Origin of the sequence: Streptomyces sp. NPDC008313, from assembly GCF_042956125.1 — a bacterium.
GTDB lineage: Bacteria > Actinomycetota > Actinomycetes > Streptomycetales > Streptomycetaceae > Streptomyces.
In genome coordinates, this window is the sequence record NZ_JBIBFR010000024.1 from 77,129 (window position 1) to 99,415 (window position 22,287).

The window sequence follows — 22,287 nt, forward strand, 5'->3', positions numbered from 1 at the left end:
TCCTCAGAACCCGTGCCGCATCCCGCCGTCGACGGGCAGCATGATGCCCGTCAGATAGGACGCCGCGGGGGAGAGCAGGAAGGCCGCGGCGCGGCCGAACTCGCGCGGGGTGCCGTAGCGGCGCAGCGGGATGCGGGACTCGTTGGCGGCGCGCGTGGCCTCCGGGTCGGCGGAGAGCCCGTCGAGTTCACGGACGCGGTCCGTGTCGATCCGGGACGGGAGCAGGCCCACGACGCGGATGCCGCGCGGGCCGAGCTCGTCCGCGAGGGACTTGGCGAAACCGGCGAGGCCGGGACGGAGTCCGTTGGAGATCGTCAGGCCCGGGATCGGCTCGTGCACGGAACCGGAGAGGACGAAGCCGATCGTCCCGCCGTCGCCGAGTTCGGCGGCGGCCGCACGGGCCAGGCGGACCGCGCCCAGGAAGACGGACTCGAACGCGGCCGTCCACTGTTCGTCCGTGTTGTCGGCGACGAAGCCGGGCGCGGGACCGCCGACGCTGATCAGGATGCCGTCGAAGCCGCCGAAGTGCTCACGGGCGGCCGCGATCAGCCGCTCCGCGGCCGCCGGCTCCGCGTTGTCGGCGGCGATGCCGACGGCCCCCTCGCCGAGCTGAGCCGCCGCCTCGGCGGCGGACGTGGCGTCACGGCCGGTGATGATCACTTTCGCGCCGTCGGCGACCAGCTCGCGCGCGGCGGCGTTGCCCAGCCCGCGGGTCGCCCCGGTGACGACGTACACACGGTCCTTCAGTCCAAGATCCATGCCCCCTATCCTGCCTCCTCCGCGCCGAAGAGGGTGAGGGCGGTGTTCACCAGGCCGATGTGGCTGAACGCCTGCGGGAAGTTGCCGAGCTGCCGGCCGCCCGCGGGGTCGTACTCCTCGGAGAGCAGCCCCACGTCGTTGACCAGGCCCGCCAGCCGCTCGAACAGCTCGCGGGCCTCCTTCGTGCGGCCCGTCAGATGCAGGGCGTCGGCCAGCCAGAACGAGCAGACGAGGAACGTGCCCTCCCGGCCGGGGAGACCGTCGACGGCCGTCGCCTCGGCGGTGTAGCGGCGCAGCAGACCGCCGTGCCCGAGCTCATCCTGGATCGCGTCGACGGTGCCGACGACCCGGGGATCGTCGGGCGGCAGGAAGCCGAGGCGGGGGATCAGCAGCAGCGCGGCGTCCAGTTCGGGGGAGTCGTAGGACTGCGTGAAGGTGTTCCGCACGGGGTCGTAGCCGCGCTCGCACACCTCGCGGTGCACCTCGTCGCGCATCGCGCGCCAGCGGCCGACGTCGCCGCGCAGGCCCGGGTTCTCCTCCAGCGTGCGCACCGTGCGGTCGGCGGCGACCCAGGCCATGACCTTGGAGTGCACGAAGTGCCGGTTCGGGCCGCGGACCTCCCACAGGCCCGCGTCCGGCAGGCGCCAGGCGGAGTGCAGGAAGTCCATCAGGGCGTTGCGGATGCTCCAGGCGTGCGGCTTGCTCGCAAGGCCCGCCCGGTGCGCCAGCGTGAGCGAGTCGATGACCTCGCCGTACACGTCGAGCTGCAGCTGCCGTACGGCGTCGTTGCCGACCCGGACCGGCGCCGAGTCCCGGTAGCCGGACAGCCAGTCCAGCGTGACCTCGGGCAGCCGGCGCTCCCCGGCGATGCCGTACATGATCTGCAGGTCCGCCGGGTCGCCCGCGGCGGCGCGCAGCAGCCAGTCCCGCCAGGCCCTGGCCTCCTCCAGATAGCCCACCGACAGCAGGGCGTCCAGGGTGAGCGTCGAGTCGCGCAGCCAGCAGTAGCGGTAGTCCCAGTTCCGTACGCCGCCGATCTCCTCAGGCAGGGACGTGGTGGGCGCGGCGACGAGGCCGCCGGTCGGTGCGTAGGTGAGGGCCTTGAGGGTGATCAGGGACCGGAGGACCGCCTCGCGGTGCGGTCCGCGGTAGCGGCAGCGCGCCGCCCACGCCTGCCAGTCGTCGACGCTGTTGCGCAGCGCGTCGTGCGGGTCGATGAGCCGGGGGCGCGGTTCGTGGGAGGGGTGCCAGGTGAGGACGAAGGCGACCTTCTCGCCCTCGGCGACGGTGAACTCCGCGTGGGTGCTCTTGTCCTTGCCCCAGCCGCGCACCTCGGGTTCGGTGCGCAGCCACACCGAGTCCGGACCGGCGACGGCGACCCGGTGGCCGTCGGCGCGGCGCATCCACGGCACGATGGAGCCGTAGTCGAAGCGCAGCCGCAGGGTGCTGTGCACGGTGACGCGGCCCCGCAGCCCCTCGACGACACGGACGACCTCCGGGGCCCGCTCGCGCTGCGGCATCAGGTCCGTGACGCGGACGCTGCCCTCGTCGGTGTCCCACTCGGAGTCGAGGACCAGGGAGTTCTCGCGATAGGCGCGCCGGGTGCAGGGGCCCGTGCCCTTCGGCGCGATACGCCAGTGCCCGTTGTCCTCGTCGCCGATCAGCGCCGCGAAACAGGCGGCCGAGTCGAAGCGGGGAAGGCACAGCCAGTCGATGGAGCCGTCCCGCCCGACCAGGCCGGCCGTCTGATGGTCCCCGATGAGCGCGTAGTCCTCGATGGGTGGGTGCACGTGGGGCGGTTTCCCGGCGGGACGCGGCGCCAATCCGGGGGGTGCGCCGGGCGGGTGACACGGGTTCGGCGAGGGGCGGCCCGGGAGACGTCCGGGCGGCGGGCCCGGACGGCGGCGGGCCTAGACGGCGGCGGGCTCTGCCTCGGCGGTGCTCTCGTCGGCGGCGGCCTCCGCGCGGTCGCGCCGCTCGCGCCGGACGAGGACCGCCCAGCCCACCGGGACGCCCGCCGAGAACAGCCACCACTGGATCGCGTACGCCATGTGCGGGCCGATGCTGCTGTGGTCCGGGTCCGGGATCAGCTCCGGGCCGCCGCCCCGGGGGGCGGGGGAGGTCAGTTCGACGTAACCGCCGAGGACCCGCTCGCCCAGGCGCTTCGTCTGCTGTCCGCTGTCGATGAGCATGACCTGGCGGTCCGGGAGTCCCTGGACGTCCTTGATGCCGCTCGCCGCGGTCGTCTCGTCGGCCATCAGCCGGCCCGTGACCGTGATCTCGCCCTTCGCGGGCGCGGGGACCTTCGGGAACGCGGTCTGGGCGCCGTTCGCGGGGATCCAGCCCCGGTTGACCAGGAGGACCCGGCCGTCGTCGAGGACGAACGGGGTCAGGACGTGGAAGCCGACCTCCTCGTCGCTGTTCGTACGGCGCCGTACGACGACCTCGTGCGCGGTGTCGAAGGTGCCCTTCGCGGTCACCCGGCGGTACAGGTCCTCGTGCTCCACGGTGTGGCCGGGGGAGGTGAGCGACTCGGCGGGGACCGGCTTCGCGGCCAGCGAGTCGGAGATCACCGTGTTCAGCGCCACCCGGTGCTCGTGGCGGTGCAGCTGCCAGAAGCCCAGCTCGATCATGGTCGGGATGAGCGCGAGCGTCACAAGGGTGAGAATCACCCACTGCCGGGACAACAGGAAGCGGTACACCCCACGACCGTACAACTCGGTCGTGGGGTGTCTTCAGGCGGGTGCGTGCCGGGGCGGGCGGGACGGACCGGGCCGGGCCGGGCCGGCACGGGATGCGTGTCAGACGCTGTCGATGATGCCCACCTTTCCCTCCGCGCGGGCGCAGTGCGCACCGCAGTACCAGCGGCCCTCGACCTCGACGCCCTGTCCGATGATCTGGACGCGGCAGTGCTCGCAGAGCGGTGCCATGCGGTGGATGGCGCAGGAGAAACAGTCGAAGACGTGCACCGCGCCCTGCGCGTGCACCTCGAAGGTCATGCCGTAGTCATTGCCACAGACTTCGCAACGTGCCATGCGCCACAGGGTGCGGCGCCGGGGCGGCGCGGGCGAGCGGGCGCGGGGCGAGTCGCCCGGCAATCACCCGTCTGACGCCGGTTCCACGTCCCGCAGCAGCTGCCCGTAGGCCGCCTCGTCGATCACCGGCGTGCCGAACTGCCGGGCCTTCACCACCTTGGAGGTGGCCGACTCCGGGTCGTTGGTCACCAGGACGCTGGTCAGGCGGGACACGCTCGTCGCGACATGCAGCCCGGCCTCGGTGGTGCGGTCCTCCAGCAGCTCCCGGTCGACGGACGTGTCCCCGGAGAACGCCACCCTCATGCCCTGCTTGAGCGGTTTGTCCGGTTCATACCGGCCCGGGTTGGGATAGGGGCAGGCGGGCCTTTTGCGTGAAGGGCGCCAACTGGTGGGCCGGTAACCGCCGGAGGCCTGCCGGCCGATGTGCGGCGTGGGGCTCTCGGACCACTCCTTGAGCGGCCGGCACTCCAGCAGCGGCAGCCGCACCCCGGTCCGCGCGGCGGCCCGCAGACTCGGGCGGAACGCCTCGGCCAGCACGCGCGCGTCGTCCAGCGCGTGGTGCGCCCGCTGCTGGACGACGCCGAAGTGCGAGGCGAGGGACTCCAGCTTGTGGTTGGGCAGCGGCAGGCCCAGCTCCTTGGAGAGCGCGATGGTGCACAGCCGGTGGCGCACCGGGGCCTCCCGCTCGGCACGCGCGTACTCCCGCGCGATCATCGACCAGTCGAAGACCGCGTTGTGCGCCACGAGCACGCGGGAGGCGAGCCGGGCGGCGAACTCCTCGGCGATGTCCCCGAACAGAGGTGCGCCCTCCAGCATCTCGGCCGTCAGGCCGTGGATCCAGACCGGGCCGGGGTCCCGCTGCGGGTTGACCATCGTGTACCAGTGGTCCTCGACCTCGCCGCGGGCGTCCAGCCGGTAGACGGCGGCCGAGATGATCCGGTCGTGCCGGGCCAGGCCGGTGGTCTCCACGTCGACGACCGCGTACCCCTCGGGATACGAGGCCGGCCAGGAGGCTGGGGACGCTGCGGTCGCGAGGTCTTCGAGCATGGTCCATGAGGATACGGGCCCCGACCGACAGCCCCGCCCCGGGAGCCTCCCCGGCTGCCTCCCGCGCGAGTTGACGGGCCCTCGGGCCGGCGGGCCGCTCCGGGCGGTCGTCCGGGTCGATGCGTGTGCGCCCCGGCGCGGGGTGCGATCCTCGCCGTGTGACGGAAGCTACGCACGACGAGTCCCACGGCGGCGCGCTCGGCAGCCGGCTGAACTGGCTGCGCGCCGCGGTGCTGGGCGCCAACGACGGCATCGTCTCCACCGCCGGCCTCGTCGTCGGCGTGGCCGGCGCGACCGACGACCGCTCCGCGCTGCTCACGGCGGGCCTGGCCGGACTGCTCGCCGGATCGATGTCCATGGCGGCGGGGGAGTACGTCTCCGTCTCCACCCAGCTGGACTCGGAGAAGGCCGCCCTGGCCGTGGAGAGGCGCGAGCTGCGCGAACAGCCCGAGGCGGAACTGGCGGAACTGACCGGGCTGCTGGAGGAGCGGGGCCTGACCCACGAGGTGGCCCGCGAGGCCGCCGTACAGCTCACCGAACGCGACGCGCTGCGGGCGCACGCGCACGTGGAACTCGGCATCGACCCCGACGACCTCACCAACCCCTGGCACGCGGCCTGGGCCAGCTTCCTCGCCTTCACGGTCGGCGCCCTGCTGCCCCTGCTCGCGATCGTCCTCCCGCCGGCGGACTGGCGCCTCGCCGTCACGGTGCTGTCGGTGCTCGCCGCGCTGGTGCTCACCGGCTGGCTCAGCGCCCGGCTGGGCGCGGCCGCGGCGGGCCGGGCCGTGCTGCGCAACGTCGCGGGCGGGGCGCTGGCCATGGCGGTGACGTACGGGGCCGGCGCCCTGCTGGGGGCGGCGGGGGTCTGAGACCCGCGGCGACTTGGCCGGGACCACCAACAAGCAAGCGCGTACCCCGGGAAATACTTGTCGGTAACAACGTCTAGCCGCGGCGGGCCGGCCGCCCTACGGTGCACTCATGCCGAACCTGCCCGATGTCGTGCTGTGGTCGATACCCGCCTTCGTGCTGCTCACCGTGATCGAGATCGTGAGCGTCAGAATTCATCCGGACGAGGACGCCGCCGGGTACGAGACGAAGGACGCCGCCACCAGTCTCGGCATGGGTCTCGGCAGCCTGTTCTTCGACTTCCTGTGGAAGATCCCGATCGTCGCGGTCTACACGGCCGTCCACGAACTCACCCCGCTGCGGGTCCCGGTCCTGTGGTGGACCGTGCCGCTGATGCTGCTCGCCCAGGACTTCTTCTACTACTGGTCGCACCGCGGACACCACGTCATCCGCATCCTCTGGGCGTGCCACGTCGTCCACCACTCCAGCCGCAGGTTCAACCTCACCACCGCGCTGCGGCAGCCCTGGACGTCCCTCACCGTGTGGCCGTTCTACCTGCCCCTCGTCGCCGCCGGAGTGCACCCCGCGGCGCTCGCGTTCTGCTCCTCCGCGAGCCTCGTCTACCAGTTCTGGATCCACACCGAGCGCATCGGCAAGCTGCCGCGCCCCGTCGAGTTCGTCTTCAACACGCCCTCGCACCACCGCGTCCACCACGCCTCCCAGGGCGGCTACCTCGACCGGAACTTCGGCGGCATCCTCATCGTCTGGGACCGCCTCTTCGGCTCCTTCGTCCCCGAGACCGACCGGCCCGTCTACGGCCTCACCAAGAACATCACCACCTACAACCCGCTGCGCGTCGCCACCCACGAGTACGCGGCCATCGCCAGGGACCTCAGGGCGGCGCGGAGTTGGCGGGAGCGGGCCGGGCGGGTGTTCCGCGGACCGGGCTGGCAGCCCGCGCCGGCGACGCGGGCGGCGGCGGCAGCGGACGGCAAGCCGGTCACGGAACCCGTCGCGTGACCTCCGTCCACGGGGCGCGGCCCCCGGGAGCGGGAGCCGGCGAGTCGGCGCGCCCCGGCGCGTTCCCGCGGCACGCCCCGCCGGTGCTGTGGGCCTTCGCCCTCCTGGCCGCCGTCGACCTGACCTCCCTGGCCGCCGGGTCCGAGCCCGGGCACCTCGTCGCCAAGCCCCTGCTGATGCCGCTGCTCGCCACGTACGCGGCGATGTGCCGCGCACCCCGGCTGCTCGTCGCCGCCCTGCTGTGCGGCTGGGGCGGCGACCTGCTGCTGCTCTTCGACGCCCAGCCGGCGTTCCTCGCCGGAATGGCCTCCTTCGCCGCCGGGCACGTCTGCTATCTGCTGTTGTTCGCGAGGAGCGCCCCACGCGCGCGTGGCGCCCTGCTCGCCTCCTGCTACGCCCTCGCCCTCGTCGTCACCGTCGCCCTCCTGTGGTCCGGCCTGCCCGGCGGACTGCGCGCCCCCGTCGCCGGTTACAGCCTGCTGCTGACGGCCATGGCGCACCGGGCCACCCGGCTCGGGGTCACGGCCGCGGCCGGCGGTGCGCTGTTCATGCTCTCGGACACCCTCATCGCCACCGGCGTCGCCGGCCTGCCGCAGCTCCCGAGGCCCGACCTGTGGGTCATGCTCACCTACACAGCCGCCCAGTACCTCCTGGTCAGCGGCGTGCTGGGCGGCCCGCGCGAGCCATCCGCGCCGAGGTCGGCGTACGGTGAGGTGCGCTCGACCACCCCCTGAGCGCTCTCCGCACACAGCACGAGAAGGACCCTCGCCATGCGCGCCACCACCATTCACGCCCCGTACGACATGCGCGTGGAGGACGTCCCCGACCCCGTGGTGAAGCTGCCCACCGACGCCGTCGTGCGGGTGCTGCGCTCCTGCGTCTGCGGCAGCGACCTGTGGGCGTACCGGGGCGAGGCGGCGCGCAAGCCGGGCCAGCGCATCGGGCACGAGTTCCTCGGCGTCGTCGAGGAGACCGGCTCCGAGGTCGCGGGCGTCCGCCGCGGCGACCTGGTCGTCGCCCCCTTCATGTGGTCGGACGGCGTCTGCGACTACTGCCGCGAGGGCCTGACCACCTCCTGCGAGCACGGCGGCTTCTGGGGCGCGGTGGGCTACGACGGAGGGCAGGGCGAGGCCGTGCGCGTGCCCTACGCGGACGGGACGCTCGTCCGGCTGCCCAAGGAGGCGGCCTCCGACGACCGCCTGCTGTCGGCGCTGCTCACGCTCTCCGACGTGATGGGCACCGGGCACCACGCGGCCCTCGGCGCCGGGGCCCGGCCCGGCGCGACGGTCGCCGTCGTCGGTGACGGGGCCGTCGGCCTGTGCGCCGTCCTGGCCGCCAGGCGGCTCGGCGCCGAGCGGATCATCGCGCTCGGACGCCACCAGGAGCGGACGGACATCGCACGGCGGTTCGGGGCCACGGACGTCGTCGCCGGACGCGGCGACGCGGCCGTCGAGGCGGTGCGCGAACTCACCCGGGGCCAGGGCGCCCACTGCGTCGTCGAGGCCGTCGGCACCGAGCAGTCCATGAGCACGGCCGTGAACATCACCCGTGACGGAGGCGCCATCGGCTTCGTCGGCGTCCCGCACGGCAGCGGCACCGGCCTGGACCTCGGCGTGATGTTCGACCGGAACGTCGCCCTGCGCGGCGGCGTCGCCCCCGTCCGCGCCTACATCCCCGAACTGCTGCCCGACGTCCTCGACGGCACGATCGACCCCTCGCCCGTCTTCGACCGCACCGTCGGCCTCGAGGACGTGCCCGAGGGCTACAGGGCGATGGACGAACGCACCGCGCTCAAGGTCCTCATCACCGGCTGACCGGCCCGGCTCCCGCCGCCCGGCTCTTGCCGCCCGGCACCGGCCGGCGGGCACGGCGGCCGGCGCGGCGTGGGGGGTCCCGGGAGGCTCCGGGGCGGTCTCAGGACGTGGCCCAGCGCGGGGCGTCGCCGCCCCAGCGGCTCGGCGGGCGCGACCAGGTCCGTGGCCCGTCGGCGAAGCGGACCGGCGGCAGGGCGTACCGCAGCCGTCCCAGGTCGCTGTCGGTCTCCGCGAGCAGGGCGTCCTCTTCCTGTCCCGGCCCGGACCGGGCGCCGCCCGGACCGGCGGCGGCCGCCGTGCCGTCCGGGGCCGCGCGGAGCCCGCCCGTCAGCCACGCGGCCGTCTGCGTCAGCGCCGCCCGTACGAGCCGGGTCCCGCCCCGCTCGGTCCCCTCGGTGAGCGAGCGGAGCACCGCCGCTGCGAGCAGGTACCCCGTGCCGTGGTCGAGGGCCTGCGCCGGAAGCGCGCCGGGCCGCTCGGCGGTGCCCTCCGTCGCCGCGATCCCCGTCGCGACCTGCACCAGACTGTCGAAGCCGCGCCGCTCGGCCCACGGCCCGTAGGCGCCCCACGCCGACAGCTGGGCGATCACCAGGCCGGGCCTGCGCTCGGCCAGTGCCTCCGGGGCGAGCCCGAAGCGGTCCAGGGCGCCCGGACGGTACCCGGACAGCACGACGTCGGCCGTGGCGAGCAGTTCCTCGAACGTGCGGCGGTCCTCCCGCGCCGCGAGGTCGAGCGTCGTGGACCGCTTCCCGAACCCGGTGTCCGTGTGCTGGTCGGGGAGTTCGGGCAGCCCCGGCGAGTCCACGCGCAGCACGTCGGCGCCGAGGAGGGCGAGGCTGCGGCCGGCGACCGGGCCCGCCAGCACCCGCGTGAGGTCCAACACCCGGACGCCCGAGGCGGGCAGCAGCGGCGCACCGGTGAGCGGCCCGAGCGGACGGACGGGGCCGTCGCCGATCCACTCCCGGCTCAGCAGGGGCCGTCCGGCGACCGCCGCCCCCTGCGCGTGCCCGGCCCACTCCCCGGCCGTACGCAGGGCGACCGCGAGGCCGCCCGCCGCGTACACGGCGTCCTCCACCTCCGCGGCGGACCGCCGGGCGATGACGGCCGCGACGGTCTCCACCGGCACGTCACCGGACAGCCCGAGCGCGCCCAGCAGCCGTGCCCGGTGGTGCGGATAGTTCGCGTGTGTGCGCACCCAGCCGTCGCCGGTCCGCCAGAACCGCGACATCGGCGCGAAGTTGACCGGCGCCCGGCCGTCGACCGAAAGGTGCCGCTCGCTGGTGAACGCCGTGGCCACGGCCGCGTCGTCCACCCACACCGCGGGCACCTCGCCCCCAGTGCGGCGGGCCGCCAGCTCGGCGCCCGCGAGCGCGCACGCCCCCACACAGGCCCGCGCCAGCTCCCGTACCGGCAGCCGCGCGTCCAGCGCCCCGTCCCGTTCCACCACGGACACCCGGGACAGCCGGGCGGGGTCCCCGCCGAGCGCCGCCCACACCGACTCCGTACCGGTAAGTGATCGCGTCATGACGGCATGATGCCCTGCGCGCGCGAGCGCGGGCGGACCGGGGCACGCGGGCCGGACATACGGTGAGGCCGGACGCCGGACGTACGGCGAGGCCGAACGGCATCCGCCGCCCGGCCTCGCCAAGTGCCCTGGAACCGGTGCCTACTTGGTCACCGCGTCCAGCGCGTCGGCCGTGCCCCAGCCGTAGAACCCGTTGTGGTTCTTCGTGCCCTCGCACACCGCGTCGACCTTGCCGTCGGCGTCGATGTCGTACGGGTCGGTGCACGGCGTGGCGTCGGCCTCCGCGTACAGGAGGGCCTTGACCAGCGACGCGGGAGCGTGCGGGTGCGTCGACTTGATGAGCGCCGCGACACCCGCGACGTGCGGGGACGCCATCGACGTACCGGCCATGTAACCCCACTGGCCGCCCGGCAGCGGGCCGAGGATCAGACCGCTCGTGGCCGGCGGGGCGGGGGTCTGGTACCTCGTCGAGTCACCGCCCGGGGCGGCGATGTCGATGACGCCCAGGCCGTGGTTGGAGAAGGACGACTTGATGCCCTTCGCGCCCGTCGCGGCGACCGTGACGACGCCCGGCAGCTGGGTGGGTATGTCGAGGCACTCGGACGGGTCGATCACCCGGTCCGAGGGGGTCGAGTCGTTCGGCGACACCGGGTCGGTGATCTCGTCCGCCGCCAGGTCGTAGTTCTCGTTGCCGGCCGCCGCGACGTTGACCGTGCCCTTCTTCTCCGCGTACCGGGTGGCCCGGGTGATGGCGGTGACGAGGGCCTTCTGGTCGGGGTCGTCCGCGCAGTTGAAGTACCACGGGTCGGTGTAATAGCTGTTGTTGGTCACGTCGACGCCGTGCTCGGCCGCCCACACGAAGCCGCAGACCACGGCCTCCGTGTAGAAGAAGCCGTCCGGGTTGCCGACCTTGATGCCGGACACCTTCACGCCGGGCGCGACGCCGGTCATCCCGATGCCGTTCTTGGCGCCCGCGATCTCACCGGCGACATGGGTGCCGTGCGGACTCTCCGAGGCGCTCGGCCGCCAGGCCCCGTCGGTGGTGTCCGGCTTGCCCGACACGCAGTTGACGGAGGCGTCGCGGTCGAAGTTGGGCGCGATGTCGGGGTGCGTGTCGTCGACGCCGGTGTCGATGACGGCGACCGTGACCTTGGGGCTGCCCAGCGACTTCTCGTGCGCCTTGTCCGCCTTGATGGCGGGCAGGTCCCACTGCAGGGGCTCCAGCGGGTCCTGCCCCGCGGCCGCCTCGGCGCCCGCGGCGTCGGCCTGCGCGGCGCTGAGCTTGATCGGCGCGCCCATGTCGGTCGTCGACTGCGCGGGCAGCGGCGCCGTACGGGTGGCACCCGCCGACTCGACACCGTGCGCCTTGCGGATCTTCGCGGCGAAGTCGGCGTCCGACGAGTGGACGACGATGACGCCGATCCGGTCGTACGACGTCACGACGGTGCCGCCGGCCTTGGCGATGGCCCTCTTCACGTGCTGGGAAACCCCGTGACCGGGGCGGACGTTCACGACGTAGCTGAGGTTCGGGCTGTCGGCGCTCGCCGTGGCCGGGGCGGAGTGCGGTGCGGCCGAGGCGGTGCCCGGCATGAATCCGACCGATGCCGTGAGCGCCAGCGCGGCCGGAACGGCGAGGGCGAGACGGCGTCTGGAACGCAGATGAGCCATGGGGTCTCCACATCATCCGGAAACGGAACCGCCCGAAAACAGGGTGGTCTTCGGGCAGGTGCATGACGGAGTGGTGCAGGGCGAAGCTATCCCCCGCCCGACCTGGCCAGCAATGAGTTCCGGCGATGTTCCGGTGACGACTTCCGAAAGAGACCCGGTGAGTTGAACCGGTGCGCGCGTGGCGCCGTGACCTTGAACAGGGAGCGTGCGCACCGTCGCGCCCCCTCGGAGCACGTTCCGGAGCACATGCGTCGACTCCCGGTCAACGTGATCCATGTCACCGCGAGGAAGACCAGCCATGTCCGTGCCGAACCCGTCCCCGAACCCGTCCCCTTCGTCCCCGTCCCGGCACGAGAACACCGACCCGCTCCCGTCCACCGTCGTCACCGCACCCGCAACGCGAGGAGACTCCGTGGCCACCGAAACGCCGCCCCCGTCCGAGACCCCGCCCCGGCTCCCCGCCACCGAGCAGTTCGTCGAGGTGCAAGGCAGCGCGGAGTTCGGTGAACTGCGCCGCGCCCACCGCTCGTTCGCCTTCCCCCTGACCGTCGCCTTCATCGCCTGGTACCTGCTGTACGTCCTGCTCTCGAACTACGCGGGCGACTTCATGGGCACCAAGCTGTTCGGCAACATCAACGTCGCCCTGGTGTTCGGTCTCGCCCAGTTCCTCACCACGTTCCTCATCGCCTGGTGGTACTCGCGGCACGCCGCCGCGAAACTCGACCCCAAGGCCGAGGCCATCAAGTCCCGGATGGAGGGCGGCGCATGAGCCCCGCACTGACCACTCTCGCCGCGGGCGAGGCCAGTGAGCACCGCACACTGATCATCTCCCTGTTCGCGGTGTTCGTTCTCGCGACGCTCGTCATCACCGTCTGGGCGGGCCGCCAGACCAAGGACGCCGCCGACTTCTACGCGGGCGGCCGCCAGTTCACCGGTTTCCAGAACGGACTCGCCGTCTCCGGCGACTACATGTCCGCCGCGTCCTTCCTCGGCATCGCGGGCGCCATCGCCCTCTTCGGCTACGACGGCTTCCTCTACTCCATCGGCTTCCTCGTCGCCTGGCTGGTGGCGCTGCTGCTGGTCGCCGAACCGCTGCGCAACTCCGGCCGGTACACGATGGGTGACGTCCTCGCGTACCGCATGCGCCAGCGCCCCGTGCGCACCGCCGCCGGCACCTCCACGATCGTCGTCTCGATCTTCTACCTGCTGGCTCAGATGGCCGGGGCGGGCGTCCTCGTCTCCCTGCTCCTCGGCATCACCAGCGACGCGGGCAAGGTCGGCATCGTCGCCCTGGTCGGCGTCCTGATGATCGTGTACGTCACCATCGGCGGCATGAAGGGCACCACCTGGGTCCAGATGGTCAAGGCGGTCCTGCTGATCATCGGCGCCCTGCTGATCACCTTCCTGGTGCTCCTCAAGTTCGACTTCAACATCTCCGACCTGCTCGGCAAGGCCGCCGAGAACAGCGGCAAGGGCTCCTCCTTCCTGGAGCCGGGCCTCAAGTACGGCGTCGACTCCACGACCAAGCTCGACTTCATCTCCCTGGGCATCGCCCTGGTCCTCGGCACCGCCGGCCTGCCGCACATCCTGATCCGCTTCTACACGGTGCCCACGGCCAAGGCCGCGCGGAAGTCCGTGAACTGGGCGATCGGCCTCATCGGCGGCTTCTACCTGATGACCATCGCCCTCGGCTTCGGCGCCGCGGCGCTGATCAAACCCGACGAGATCATCGCCTCCAACGCCGCCGGCAACACGGCGGCACCCCTGCTCGCCCTGCACCTCGGCGGCGTCGACTCCAACTGGGGCGCCGTCCTGCTCGCCTCCATCTCGGCGGTCGCCTTCGCCACGATCCTCGCGGTCGTCGCCGGCCTGACCCTGGCCTCGTCCTCGTCGTTCGCCCACGACATCTACGCGAACGTCATCAAGAAGGGCCAGGCGACCGAGAAGCAGGAGATGAGCGCCGCCCGCTACGCGACGGTCGCCATCGGCGCCGTCTCCATCGGCCTCGGTGCCCTCGCCCGGGACATGAACGTCGCCGGACTGGTCGCGCTGGCCTTCGCGGTCGCCGCGTCCGCCAACCTGCCGACCATCCTCTACAGCCTGTTCTGGAAGCGGTTCACCACCCAGGGCGCGCTGTGGTCGATCTACGGCGGCCTGGTCACGGCGGTCGGCCTCGTGCTGTTCTCCCCGGTGGTCTCCGGCAAGCCCTCGGCGATGTTCCCCGACGTCGACTTCCACTGGTTCCCGCTGGACAACCCGGGCATCATCTCCATCCCCGTCGGCTTCGCGCTGGGCTGGCTCGGCACCGTGCTGTCCAAGGAGGAACCCGACACCGGCAAGTACGCCGAGCTGGAGGTCCGCTCCCTCACCGGCACCGGGGCGCACTGACCCACACCCTCCCCGCCCCCGCGCCCACGGCCGTGTCGTAGCTCCCTACGACACGGCCGTGGCCCTCCTCGTGGGATCGGGCGGCTCACGATGTCGGTCCCTTCACGTAGGCTCGCTAGTGGCTCGAGAACTGATCCGGATCGAGGGAGGGGGCCGTCATGCTGATCGACACCTACGGCCGGGTGGCCACCGACCTGCGCGTCTCGCTGACCGACCGCTGCAACCTGCGCTGCACCTACTGCATGCCCGAAGAGGGCCTCCAGTGGCTGGCCAAGCCCGACCTGCTCACCGACGACGAGATCGTCCGCCTCATCGGCGTCGCGGTCGGGCTGCTCGGCATCACCGAGGTCCGCTTCACCGGCGGCGAGCCGCTGCTGCGCCCGGGACTCGTCGGCATCGTCGAGCGGGTCGCGGCCCTCGCACCGCGCCCCCGGATGTCCCTGACCACCAACGGCATCGGCCTCAGGCGCACCGCGACCGCGCTGAAGGCGGCCGGCCTGGACCGCGTCAACGTCTCCCTCGACACCCTGCGCCCGGACGTCTTCAAGACCCTCACCCGCCGCGACCGCCACCGCGACGTCGTCGCGGGCCTCGAAGCGGCACGCGAGGCCGGTCTGACCCCCGTCAAGGTCAACACCGTCCTGATGCCCGGACTGAACGAGGACGAGGCCCCCGACCTGCTGGCCTGGGCCGTCGAGCACGACTACGAGCTGCGGTTCATCGAGCAGATGCCCCTCGACGCCCAGCACGGCTGGAAGCGCGAGGGCATGGTCACCGCGGGCGACATCCTCACCGCGCTGCGCACGCGTTTCGAGCTCACCGAGGAGGGCTCCGAGGAGCGGGGTTCCGCCCCCGCCGAGCGCTGGGTCGTCGACGGCGGCCCGCACCGGGTCGGAGTGATCGCCTCGGTCACCCGCCCGTTCTGCGCGGCCTGCGACCGCACCCGGCTGACGGCCGACGGCCAGGTGCGCACCTGTCTGTTCGCCACCGAGGAGACGGACCTGCGCGCCGCGCTCCGCTCGGGCGCCCCCGACGAGGAGATCGCCCGCATCTGGAAGCTCGCCATGTGGGGCAAGAAGGCGGGCTCCGGCCTGGACGACCCGTCGTTCCTCCAGCCGGAGCGCCCGATGTCGTCCATCGGCGGCTGACCGGCCGGCCGCCCGCACCGCCGGCACGGCCGGCGGTGCGGCCCGGTCAGGACTCCTGCCGGGGCGCTTCCCACTCCTCGAAGCGGACGACGTCCTTCAGGAACCCGCGTACGCCGAGGAACTGCGAGAGGTGCTCGCGGTGCTCCTCGCAGGCGAGCCAGGTCTTGCGGCGCTGCGGCGTGTGCAGCTTCGGGTTGTTCCAGGCCAGCACCCACTCGGCGTCGGCCCGGCAGCCCTTGGCGGAGCACATCGGCGCGGAGCCTCCGGAGTCGGAGGACGGCTCCGGACTGTGCGAGATCACCTTGCGACTCCAGACAAAAGGCGACGCCGGGCAGCCACGGGGGGAGCTGCCCGGCGTCGGTCCGTCGCTCCGACGGGGGATGCGGAGCGCGTACGAAGTATGTCACGGAGGACCCGGTGACCGGCACCGGAACTACGTGATTGATCTGAGGTTTTCTTGAGCTTCACGAGGGGTCGCGTTCCGCTTCCGGCACCCCTGTGACGTGGTCGGACTCCGCTTGCGGACCGGGCCCGGACCGGGCGGAGCCGTCCTGCGGGGACCCGGTGAGCATCGGCCGCACCGGTGCGGTGACGAACGTGGAGGGCAGCGAGGGCGCGTTCTCGCGGCCCGCGTTGGCGAGGACCACGGCGATGTAGGGGAGGACCGCGCCGAGCACCAGGGCGACCAGAGCGACGTGCCGCTCCACGTTCCACAGGGCGGCCGCGAGGATCACCGAGACCGTACGGACGGACATCGACACGATGTACCGGCGCTGCCGGCCGCGGACGTCCTCCTCGAGTCCCTGCCGGGCTCCGGTGATCCGGAAGACCTCGTCCTTGCTCTGTCTCAGCATCACGCTGCACCACCCGCCTGTGTCCGACGCCCCGGCTCGTACCCGCCACGAACCCCGTCAGGAACCGGGCCCGGACAAACTCCACGGTACGCCGCCGCCCGGCCGGTCACGAGACCGGGGCCCGCCGCGCGCGAGCGGCCACGCCGAGGGGTCCCGCGTATGGCGGAGCCGGACATGCGCTGTATGGCGGGCAGGCCGAGACTGGCCGAAATGCTCTCGTGGAGCAGTACGCGGAGTGCTACTAGGAGGCAGTCATGGGCTGGTTGTGGGCGATCATCGTAGGGTTCGTGCTGGGTCTGCTCGCCAAGGCCATTCTGCCGGGCAAGCAGCACAGTCCGCTCTGGCTGACCACGATCTTCGGCATCATCGGAGGCATCGTGGGCAACGCGATCGCCCGCGCCGTCGGCATCGAGGCGACCAAGGGCATCGACTGGGGCCGGCACGCGCTGCAGCTCGGCGCGGCCATCGTGATCGTCTTCCTCGGCGACATGCTGTACATGGCGATGCGGGGCAACAAGCGGCGTCAGCGGGCCTGACCGTCGGAGGCGGGAAGCGGCCCCGGACGGGACCGCCCCCCTCGTACCCGGCCCGGCGCACGTACGCGCCCCCGGGTCCACCGGAGGCGCGTACGGATGCGGGCGGGCGGTCAGCCGTTCGTGACCTCGACCGCGGCCAGGTTCTTCTTGCCCCGGCGCAGCACCAGCCAGCGGCCGTGCAGGAGGTCGGAGGCGGCGGGCACCGCGTCCTCGGCGGCGACCTTCACGTTGTTCACGTACGCCCCGCCCTCCTTGACCGTGCGGCGCGCGGCCGACTTGCTCGCGACCAGACCCACCTCGGCGAAGAGGTCCACCACCGGGCCGAGTTCGGCGACCTGGACGTGCGGCACCTCGGAGAGGGCCGCGGCCAGCGTGCCCTCGTCCAGGTCCGTCAGCTCGCCCTGGCCGAACAGCGCCCTGGACGCGGCGACGACGGCGGCCGTCTGGCCGGCGCCGTGCACCATCGTCGTCAGCTCCTCGGCGAGCGCCCGCTGGGCCGCCCGGGCCTGGGGGCGCTCCTGGGTCTGCCGCTCCAGTTCCTCGATCTCCTCACGGGACCTGAAGCTGAAGATGCGCAGGAAGTTCGAGACGTCCCGGTCGTCCGCGTTCAGCCAGAACTGGTAGAACGCGTACGGCGTCGTCATCTCGGGGTCGAGCCAGATCGTGCCGGACTCGGTCTTGCCGAACTTGGTGCCGTCCGCCTTGGTGATCAGCGGGGTGGCGAGGGCGTGCACCGCGGCCTCCGGCTCGACCCGGTGGATCAGGTCGGTGCCCGAGGTGAGGTTGCCCCACTGGTCGCTGCCGCCGGTCTGCAGCGTGCAGCCGTACCTCCGGTACAGCTCCAGGAAGTCCATGCCCTGCAGGATCTGGTAGCTGAACTCGGTGAAGCTGATGCCCGCGTCGGAGGTGAGCCGCCGGGAGACGGCCTCCTTCGCGATCATCTTGTTGACCCGGAAGTGCTTGCCGATGTCGCGCAGGAACTCGATGGCCGACATGTCCTGGGTCCAGTCCAGGTTGTTGACCATCACCGCGGCGTGCGGACCCTCGAAGTCCAGCAGCGGGGCGATCTGCGCGCGCAGCCGCTCCACCCACTGGGCCACGACCTCGGGGGCGTTCAGCGTGCGCTCCGAGTTCGGCTTCGGGTCACCGATCAGACCCGTCGCGCCGCCCACCAGACCCAGCGGGCGGTTGCCCGCCTGCTGGATCCGGCGCATCGTGAGGATCTGCACCAGGTTGCCGAGGTGCAGGCTGGGCGCGGTCGGGTCGAAACCGCAATAGAACGTGACGGGACCGTCCGCGAACGCCTTGCGCAGTGCGTCCTCGTCAGTGGAGAGGGCGATCAGCCCCCGCCACTGCAGTTCGTCGACGATGTCCGTCACGGTTCTCGTGTCTCCTCGGTGATCATGAGGCAGCCGGGTGGCGGCCGACTACGAGGTTATACGCCCTGGCTGACAGAGCTCATATTGAAATCGGGGATGCGCAGCGCGGGCATCGCCGCCCTGGTGAACCAGTCGCCCCACTCCCTGGGCAGCGTCTTCTCGGTGCGCCCGGCCTCGGTCGCACGCCGCAGCAGGTCCACCGGCGACTCGTTGAACCGGAAGTTGTTCACCTCGCCGACGACCTGCCCGTCCTCCACGAGGTAGACGCCGTCCCGGGTCAGGCCGGTCAGCAGCAGCGTCGCCGGGTCGACCTCCCGGATGTACCAGAGGCAGGTCAGCAGGAGACCCCGCTCGGTGCCGGCGACCATCTCCTCCAGGGAGCGGTCACCGCCGCCGTCCAGGATCAGGTTGTCGATCGACGGCGCCACCGGCAGTCCGGTGAGCCCGGCGCTGTGCCGGGTGGTCGACAGATGCCTCAGCTCGCCCCCGGAGATCCACTCGGTGGCCGTCAGCGGCAGCCCGTTGTCGAAGACGGACGCGTCGTCGCCGGAGGAGTGCGCGAGGACGAACGGCGCGGACTCAAGGCCCGGCTCGTCCGGGTCGCTGCGCAGGGTCAGTGGCAGCCCGGCGAGCTTCTCGCCGACGCGGGTGCCGCCTCCGGGCCTGCTGAACACCGTGCGGCCCTCTGCCGCGTCCCGGGCCGCCGCCGACCAGTACTGGTAGATCAGCAGGTCCGCGACGGCGGTCGGCGGCAGCAGCGTCTCGTAGCGCCCCGCGGGCAGCTCGATCCGCCGCCGGGCCCAGTCGAGCCGGGTGGCGAGCTCCGCGTCCAGCGCCGCCGGGTCGACGTCCTTGAAGTCGCGTGTGGCACGCCCCGCCCACGCCGAGCGGGTACGGTCCGGCGACTTCGCGTTCAGCTCCAGGGTCCCGTTCGGCTGGTCGTGGCGCAGCCGCAGCCCCGTCGACGTACCGAGATAGCTGGTGACCAGTTCGTGGTTGGCGAAGCCGTACAGCTCGCGTCCGCCGGCACGCGCGCGTGCGAACGATTCGCCGAGCGCGGGCGCGAAGTCGGTGAACACCGCCGACGAGGTCTCGGCGGGCGCGTCCGTGAAGTCGGGGGAGTGGGACACCCCCGTGACCAGCGGCTGCGCGTCCTCGGCGGGGCCCGCCCCGCGCGCGGCCTCCTCGGCGGCCCGTACCAGCGGCTCCAGGTCGTCCGCCGTCACGGCCGCCCGCGTGACGACGCCGGACGCCGTGCCCTCGCGGCCCTCGACCGTGGCGACGACCGTCAGCGTGCGCCCGCGGGTGACGCCGTTGGTGGTCAGCGCGTTGCCCGCCCAGCGCAGGTTCGCGGTCGACCGCTCGTCGGCGATCACCACGCAGCCGTCCGCGCGGGACAGCTCCAGGGCCCGCTCGACGATCTCGTGCGGCTTGTTGGTGCGTGTGCTCATCGACCGGCCTCCTGCGTGGTGTTCAAGATGTTGACGCCCTTGAAGAGGGCGGACGGGCAGCCGTGCGACACCGCCGCGACCTGGCCCGGCTGGGCCTTGCCGCAGTTGAACGCGCCGCCGAGCACATAGGTCTGCGGACCGCCGACGGCCGCCATGGAACCCCAGAAGTCCGTGGTCGTGGCCTGGTAGGCGACGTCGCGCAGCTGGCCGGTGAGCCGGCCGTTCTCGATCTTGAAGAAGCGCTGCCCGGTGAACTGGAAGTTGTAGCGCTGCATGTCGATCGACCAGGAGCGGTCGCCGACGACGTAGATCCCGCGGTCGACGCTGCCGATGAGGCCCTCCGTGGACAGGCCGGCCGGATCCGGCTTCAGCGACACGTTCGCCATCCGCTGCACGGGCACGTGCCCGGGGGAGTCGGCGTACGCGCAGCCGTTGGACCGCTCGAAGCCGGTCAGCCGCGCGATCCGCCGGTCCAGCTGGTAGCCGACCAGGGTGCCGTCCTTCACCAGGTCCCAGGACTGCCCGGCCACGCCCTCGTCGTCGTACCCGATGGTCGCCAGGCCGTGCTCGGCGGTGCGGTCACCGGTGACGTTCATCAGCTCGGAGCCGTACCTGAGCTTGCCGAGCTGGTCGAAGGTGGCGAAGGACGTCCCGGCGTACGCGGCCTCGTAACCGAGCGCCCGGTCCAGCTCGGTGGCGTGCCCGATGGACTCGTGGATGGTCAGCCACAGGTTCGAGGGGTCGACGACGAGGTCGTACACCCCCGCCTCCACGCTCGGCGCCCGCATCTTCTCGGCCAGCAGCTCCGGGATCCGCTCCAGCTCCGCGTCCCAGTCCCAGCCGGTGCCCGTCAGGTACTCCCAGCCGCGTCCGACGGGCGGCGCGACGGTCCGCATCGAGTCGAACTCCCCGGTCGACCCGTCGACGGCGACCGCGGTGAGCTGCGGATGCAGCCGCACCCGCTGCTGGGTCGTCACCGTCCCCGCCGTGTCGGCGTAGAACTTGTTCTCGTGCACCGTCAGCAGCGAGGCGTCGACGTGGTCGACCCCGCCGGCGGCCAGCAGCCGCGCGCTCCAGTCGGCGAGGAGCGCGGACTTCTCCTCGTCCGGCACGGAGAACGGGTCGATGTCGTACGCGGAGATCCAGGTCTTCTCGGCGTGCACCGGCTCGTCGGCCAGCTCCACCCTCTCCTCGGAGCCGGCCGCCGCGATCACCTGCGCGGACAGCTTCGCCATGGCCACGGCCTGGGAGGCGACCTTCGCGGCGGCGTCCATCGTGAGGTCCACGCCCGACGCGAACCCCCACGTCCCGCCGTGCACCACCCGCACCGCGTACCCCAGGTCCGTGGTGTCCGAGGATCCGGACGGTTTCGCGTCCCGCAGCCGCCAGGACGCGCTGCGCACCCGCTCGAACCGGAAGTCCGCGTGCTCGGCGCCCAGCGCCCGGGCCCGCGCGAGCGCCGCGTCGGCCAGCGCCCGCAGCGGCAGTGCGAGAAACGACTGATCGATTTCATGGGGCACGGGTGCGATCCCTTCGAACTGTTCGCCTGTACTGACCGTCGCACGCAGTGAATCACGGCTCGCCGGGCCCATTCCCCGGAAATGCGCACGACCCTTCCTGCCTGCACGGCAAAGAACGAAATCACTGACGAGGACGTCCGTGCGGAGCAGTAGGGTGGAGCAGTTACGTGGGGGCGTTCCGTGGTGTGTGACCTGGCCGTTGGACCGCGCGGGTGAGCGAGTAGAACTGCAAGGGGGCCCAGCCGACCATGGACGTTTTCGGTGTCCACCACGACCTCATCGCCGAGTACGAGGCGTTCACCAGCTCCCTTGTTGCCGTGCGAGACCCGGACATCGAGAGTCACCTTGCCGGCGAGCGCGAGCGCAAGACCCGCTGGCCCGACCCCAAGCTTGCGCTGAATCCCACCTTCCGCAGTGGTGGAACGGTCGCCTCCCTGTGTGACGACGGTCTGCTGCACCCGATGTGCCGGGAGTACTTTCGGCACAAGAAGCACCTGAACGACCCCGGTAGCCGCACCCTGTCCCTCCACCAGCATCAGCGCGAGGCCATCGCCGTGGCCGACCGCGGAGACTCGTACGTACTGAGCACGGGTACCGGTTCGGGCAAGAGCCTGACCTACATCGTGCCGATCGTCGACAAGGTGCTGCGGCACCCGAACCCCGACGGGATCTCGGCGATCGTCGTCTATCCCATGAACGCGCTGGCCAACAGTCAGCTCCACGAGCTGGAGAAGTACCTGACGTGGGGCGTTCCCGAGGGCCACCGCAAGGTGACCTTCGCCCGGTACACAGGCCAGGAGAACTCCGAGCAGAAACTCCAGGTCCTGAAGAGCAAGCCGGACATCCTGCTCACCAACTACGTGATGCTGGAGTACCTCCTCACCCGCCCCGACGAGCGGCGGGAACTGATCGGCGCTGCCCGTGGGCTGCGCTTCCTCGCTCTCGACGAGCTGCACACCTACCGGGGCCGTCAGGGAGCCGACGTCGCCCTTCTCGTCCGTCGCCTGCGAGACGCCTGTGAGGCGCCCGGACTCCAGTGCATCGGGACGTCGGCCACGATGGCGACCGGCGTCACCTTCGCCGAGGCCCGGAAGGAGATCGCCAAGGTCGCCACACGCCTGTTCGGTACGAAGATCGAGCCGAAGCGTGTGATCGGCGAGACCCTGGAGCGTTCGACGGACCCGGGCCCCGACGCGGTACCCGGAGTGCACCCCGCGAACCCCTTGCCGACGCCGTCCGCCGCGCCGCCGCAACGCCTCATGAGCTTCCGTCCGAGTACGAGACCCTGAGCCGCGAT

21 protein-coding genes are annotated in these 22,287 nt (G+C 72.1%); 9 read left to right on the plus strand and 12 right to left on the minus strand.

Annotated features, from left to right (window positions below):
• Nucleotides 1-3 precede the first annotated feature (3 nt).
• The 5 genes from ACFY93_RS27640 to ACFY93_RS27660 form a co-directional block, all read right to left on the minus strand.
• Nucleotides 4-759 carry an SDR family oxidoreductase gene (locus ACFY93_RS27640; protein WP_391363927.1) on the minus strand — a complete coding sequence of 252 codons (756 nt, stop codon included), beginning with the start codon at nucleotides 757-759 and terminating at the stop codon, nucleotides 4-6.
• Nucleotides 760-764: 5 nt separating this feature from the next.
• Nucleotides 765-2,549: a glycoside hydrolase family 15 protein gene (locus tag ACFY93_RS27645; RefSeq protein ID WP_391363928.1), complete on the minus strand. Its 1,785-nt coding sequence runs from the start codon at nucleotides 2,547-2,549 to the stop codon at nucleotides 765-767.
• A gap of 120 nt (nucleotides 2,550-2,669) precedes the next feature.
• Nucleotides 2,670-3,461 carry an SURF1 family cytochrome oxidase biogenesis protein gene (locus ACFY93_RS27650; protein ID WP_391363930.1) on the minus strand — a complete coding sequence of 264 codons (792 nt, stop codon included), beginning with the start codon at nucleotides 3,459-3,461 and terminating at the stop codon, nucleotides 2,670-2,672.
• A 99-nt stretch (nucleotides 3,462-3,560) separates the two neighbouring features.
• Nucleotides 3,561-3,794, minus strand: a complete 234-nt coding sequence (locus tag ACFY93_RS27655; protein ID WP_391363932.1) for a hypothetical protein — start codon at nucleotides 3,792-3,794, stop codon at nucleotides 3,561-3,563.
• A 63-nt stretch (nucleotides 3,795-3,857) separates the two neighbouring features.
• Complete coding sequence (locus tag ACFY93_RS27660; protein ID WP_391363934.1) at nucleotides 3,858-4,841, minus strand: DEDDh family exonuclease; 984 nt, start codon at nucleotides 4,839-4,841, stop codon at nucleotides 3,858-3,860.
• A gap of 158 nt (nucleotides 4,842-4,999) precedes the next feature.
• Between ACFY93_RS27660 and ACFY93_RS27665 the strand changes: the two genes are divergently transcribed.
• The 4 genes from ACFY93_RS27665 (at nucleotide 5,000) to ACFY93_RS27680 (ending at nucleotide 8,521) form a co-directional block, all read left to right on the plus strand.
• Nucleotides 5,000-5,710 carry a VIT1/CCC1 transporter family protein gene (locus tag ACFY93_RS27665; RefSeq protein WP_391363936.1) on the plus strand — a complete coding sequence of 237 codons (711 nt, stop codon included), beginning with the start codon at nucleotides 5,000-5,002 and terminating at the stop codon, nucleotides 5,708-5,710.
• A 109-nt stretch (nucleotides 5,711-5,819) separates the two neighbouring features.
• Nucleotides 5,820-6,707 carry a sterol desaturase family protein gene (locus tag ACFY93_RS27670; protein WP_391363938.1) on the plus strand — a complete coding sequence of 296 codons (888 nt, stop codon included), beginning with the start codon at nucleotides 5,820-5,822 and terminating at the stop codon, nucleotides 6,705-6,707.
• A gap of 83 nt (nucleotides 6,708-6,790) precedes the next feature.
• Nucleotides 6,791-7,441, plus strand: coding sequence for a lysoplasmalogenase family protein (locus ACFY93_RS27675; protein ID WP_391364024.1), 651 nt, complete (start codon nucleotides 6,791-6,793; stop codon nucleotides 7,439-7,441).
• 36 nt (nucleotides 7,442-7,477) lie between these two features.
• On the plus strand, nucleotides 7,478-8,521 hold the full coding sequence (locus tag ACFY93_RS27680; protein ID WP_391363940.1) for a zinc-binding dehydrogenase: 1,044 nt from the start codon (nucleotides 7,478-7,480) through the stop codon (nucleotides 8,519-8,521).
• Nucleotides 8,522-8,621: 100 nt separating this feature from the next.
• On the opposite strand, the gene ACFY93_RS27685 is transcribed toward ACFY93_RS27680, so the two are convergent.
• Nucleotides 8,622-10,046, minus strand: coding sequence for a CoA transferase (locus ACFY93_RS27685; RefSeq protein WP_391363942.1), 1,425 nt, complete (start codon nucleotides 10,044-10,046; stop codon nucleotides 8,622-8,624).
• A 141-nt stretch (nucleotides 10,047-10,187) separates the two neighbouring features.
• Nucleotides 10,188-11,714: a S8 family serine peptidase gene (locus ACFY93_RS27690; RefSeq protein WP_391363944.1), complete on the minus strand. Its 1,527-nt coding sequence runs from the start codon at nucleotides 11,712-11,714 to the stop codon at nucleotides 10,188-10,190.
• A 412-nt stretch (nucleotides 11,715-12,126) separates the two neighbouring features.
• On the opposite strand from ACFY93_RS27690, the gene ACFY93_RS27695 reads away from it, so the two are divergent.
• The 3 genes from ACFY93_RS27695 (at nucleotide 12,127) to moaA (ending at nucleotide 15,250) form a co-directional block, all read left to right on the plus strand.
• Nucleotides 12,127-12,483 carry a DUF485 domain-containing protein gene (locus ACFY93_RS27695; protein ID WP_391363946.1) on the plus strand — a complete coding sequence of 119 codons (357 nt, stop codon included), beginning with the start codon at nucleotides 12,127-12,129 and terminating at the stop codon, nucleotides 12,481-12,483.
• On the plus strand, nucleotides 12,480-14,102 hold the full coding sequence (locus ACFY93_RS27700) for a sodium/solute symporter (RefSeq protein WP_391363948.1): 1,623 nt from the start codon (nucleotides 12,480-12,482) through the stop codon (nucleotides 14,100-14,102). Before ACFY93_RS27695 ends, ACFY93_RS27700 begins: the two co-directional genes overlap by 4 nt.
• Before the next feature lie 158 nt (nucleotides 14,103-14,260).
• The gene (gene moaA, locus ACFY93_RS27705; RefSeq protein WP_391363950.1) at nucleotides 14,261-15,250 is read left to right on the plus strand and encodes a GTP 3',8-cyclase MoaA; all 990 of its coding nucleotides are present in this window, start codon (nucleotides 14,261-14,263) and stop codon (nucleotides 15,248-15,250) included.
• 46 nt (nucleotides 15,251-15,296) lie between these two features.
• Here the strand turns inward: moaA and ACFY93_RS27710 are convergent, their stop codons facing one another.
• Nucleotides 15,297-15,500 carry a hypothetical protein gene (locus ACFY93_RS27710; RefSeq protein ID WP_391364026.1) on the minus strand — a complete coding sequence of 68 codons (204 nt, stop codon included), beginning with the start codon at nucleotides 15,498-15,500 and terminating at the stop codon, nucleotides 15,297-15,299.
• Nucleotides 15,501-15,714: 214 nt separating this feature from the next.
• Complete coding sequence (locus ACFY93_RS27715) at nucleotides 15,715-16,104, minus strand: DUF3099 domain-containing protein (protein ID WP_391363952.1); 390 nt, start codon at nucleotides 16,102-16,104, stop codon at nucleotides 15,715-15,717.
• 254 nt (nucleotides 16,105-16,358) lie between these two features.
• Between ACFY93_RS27715 and ACFY93_RS27720 the strand changes: the two genes are divergently transcribed.
• Complete coding sequence (locus ACFY93_RS27720; RefSeq protein ID WP_391363954.1) at nucleotides 16,359-16,640, plus strand: GlsB/YeaQ/YmgE family stress response membrane protein; 282 nt, start codon at nucleotides 16,359-16,361, stop codon at nucleotides 16,638-16,640.
• Between the two features lie 110 nt (nucleotides 16,641-16,750).
• On the opposite strand, the gene tyrS is transcribed toward ACFY93_RS27720, so the two are convergent.
• Genes tyrS through ACFY93_RS27735 form a run of 3 tightly spaced genes read right to left on the minus strand, consistent with a single transcriptional unit; the run spans nucleotide 16,751 to nucleotide 20,990 of the window.
• Entirely contained in the window at nucleotides 16,751-18,019 is a 1,269-nt protein-coding gene (tyrS, locus tag ACFY93_RS27725) for a tyrosine--tRNA ligase (RefSeq protein ID WP_391363956.1), read from the minus strand.
• A gap of 56 nt (nucleotides 18,020-18,075) precedes the next feature.
• Nucleotides 18,076-19,470, minus strand: a complete 1,395-nt coding sequence (locus ACFY93_RS27730) for a metallopeptidase TldD-related protein (protein ID WP_391363957.1) — start codon at nucleotides 19,468-19,470, stop codon at nucleotides 18,076-18,078.
• Nucleotides 19,467-20,990, minus strand: coding sequence for a metallopeptidase TldD-related protein (locus ACFY93_RS27735; RefSeq protein WP_391363959.1), 1,524 nt, complete (start codon nucleotides 20,988-20,990; stop codon nucleotides 19,467-19,469). Before ACFY93_RS27735 ends, ACFY93_RS27730 begins: the two co-directional genes overlap by 4 nt.
• Nucleotides 20,991-21,238: 248 nt before the next feature.
• Here ACFY93_RS27735 and ACFY93_RS27740 point away from each other — a divergent pair, with 248 nt between their 5' ends.
• Nucleotides 21,239-22,279 (plus strand): DEAD/DEAH box helicase, encoded by a 1,041-nt coding sequence (locus ACFY93_RS27740; RefSeq protein ID WP_391363962.1) that lies wholly within the window; start codon nucleotides 21,239-21,241, stop codon nucleotides 22,277-22,279.
• The last annotated feature ends 8 nt before the right edge of the window (nucleotides 22,280-22,287 follow it).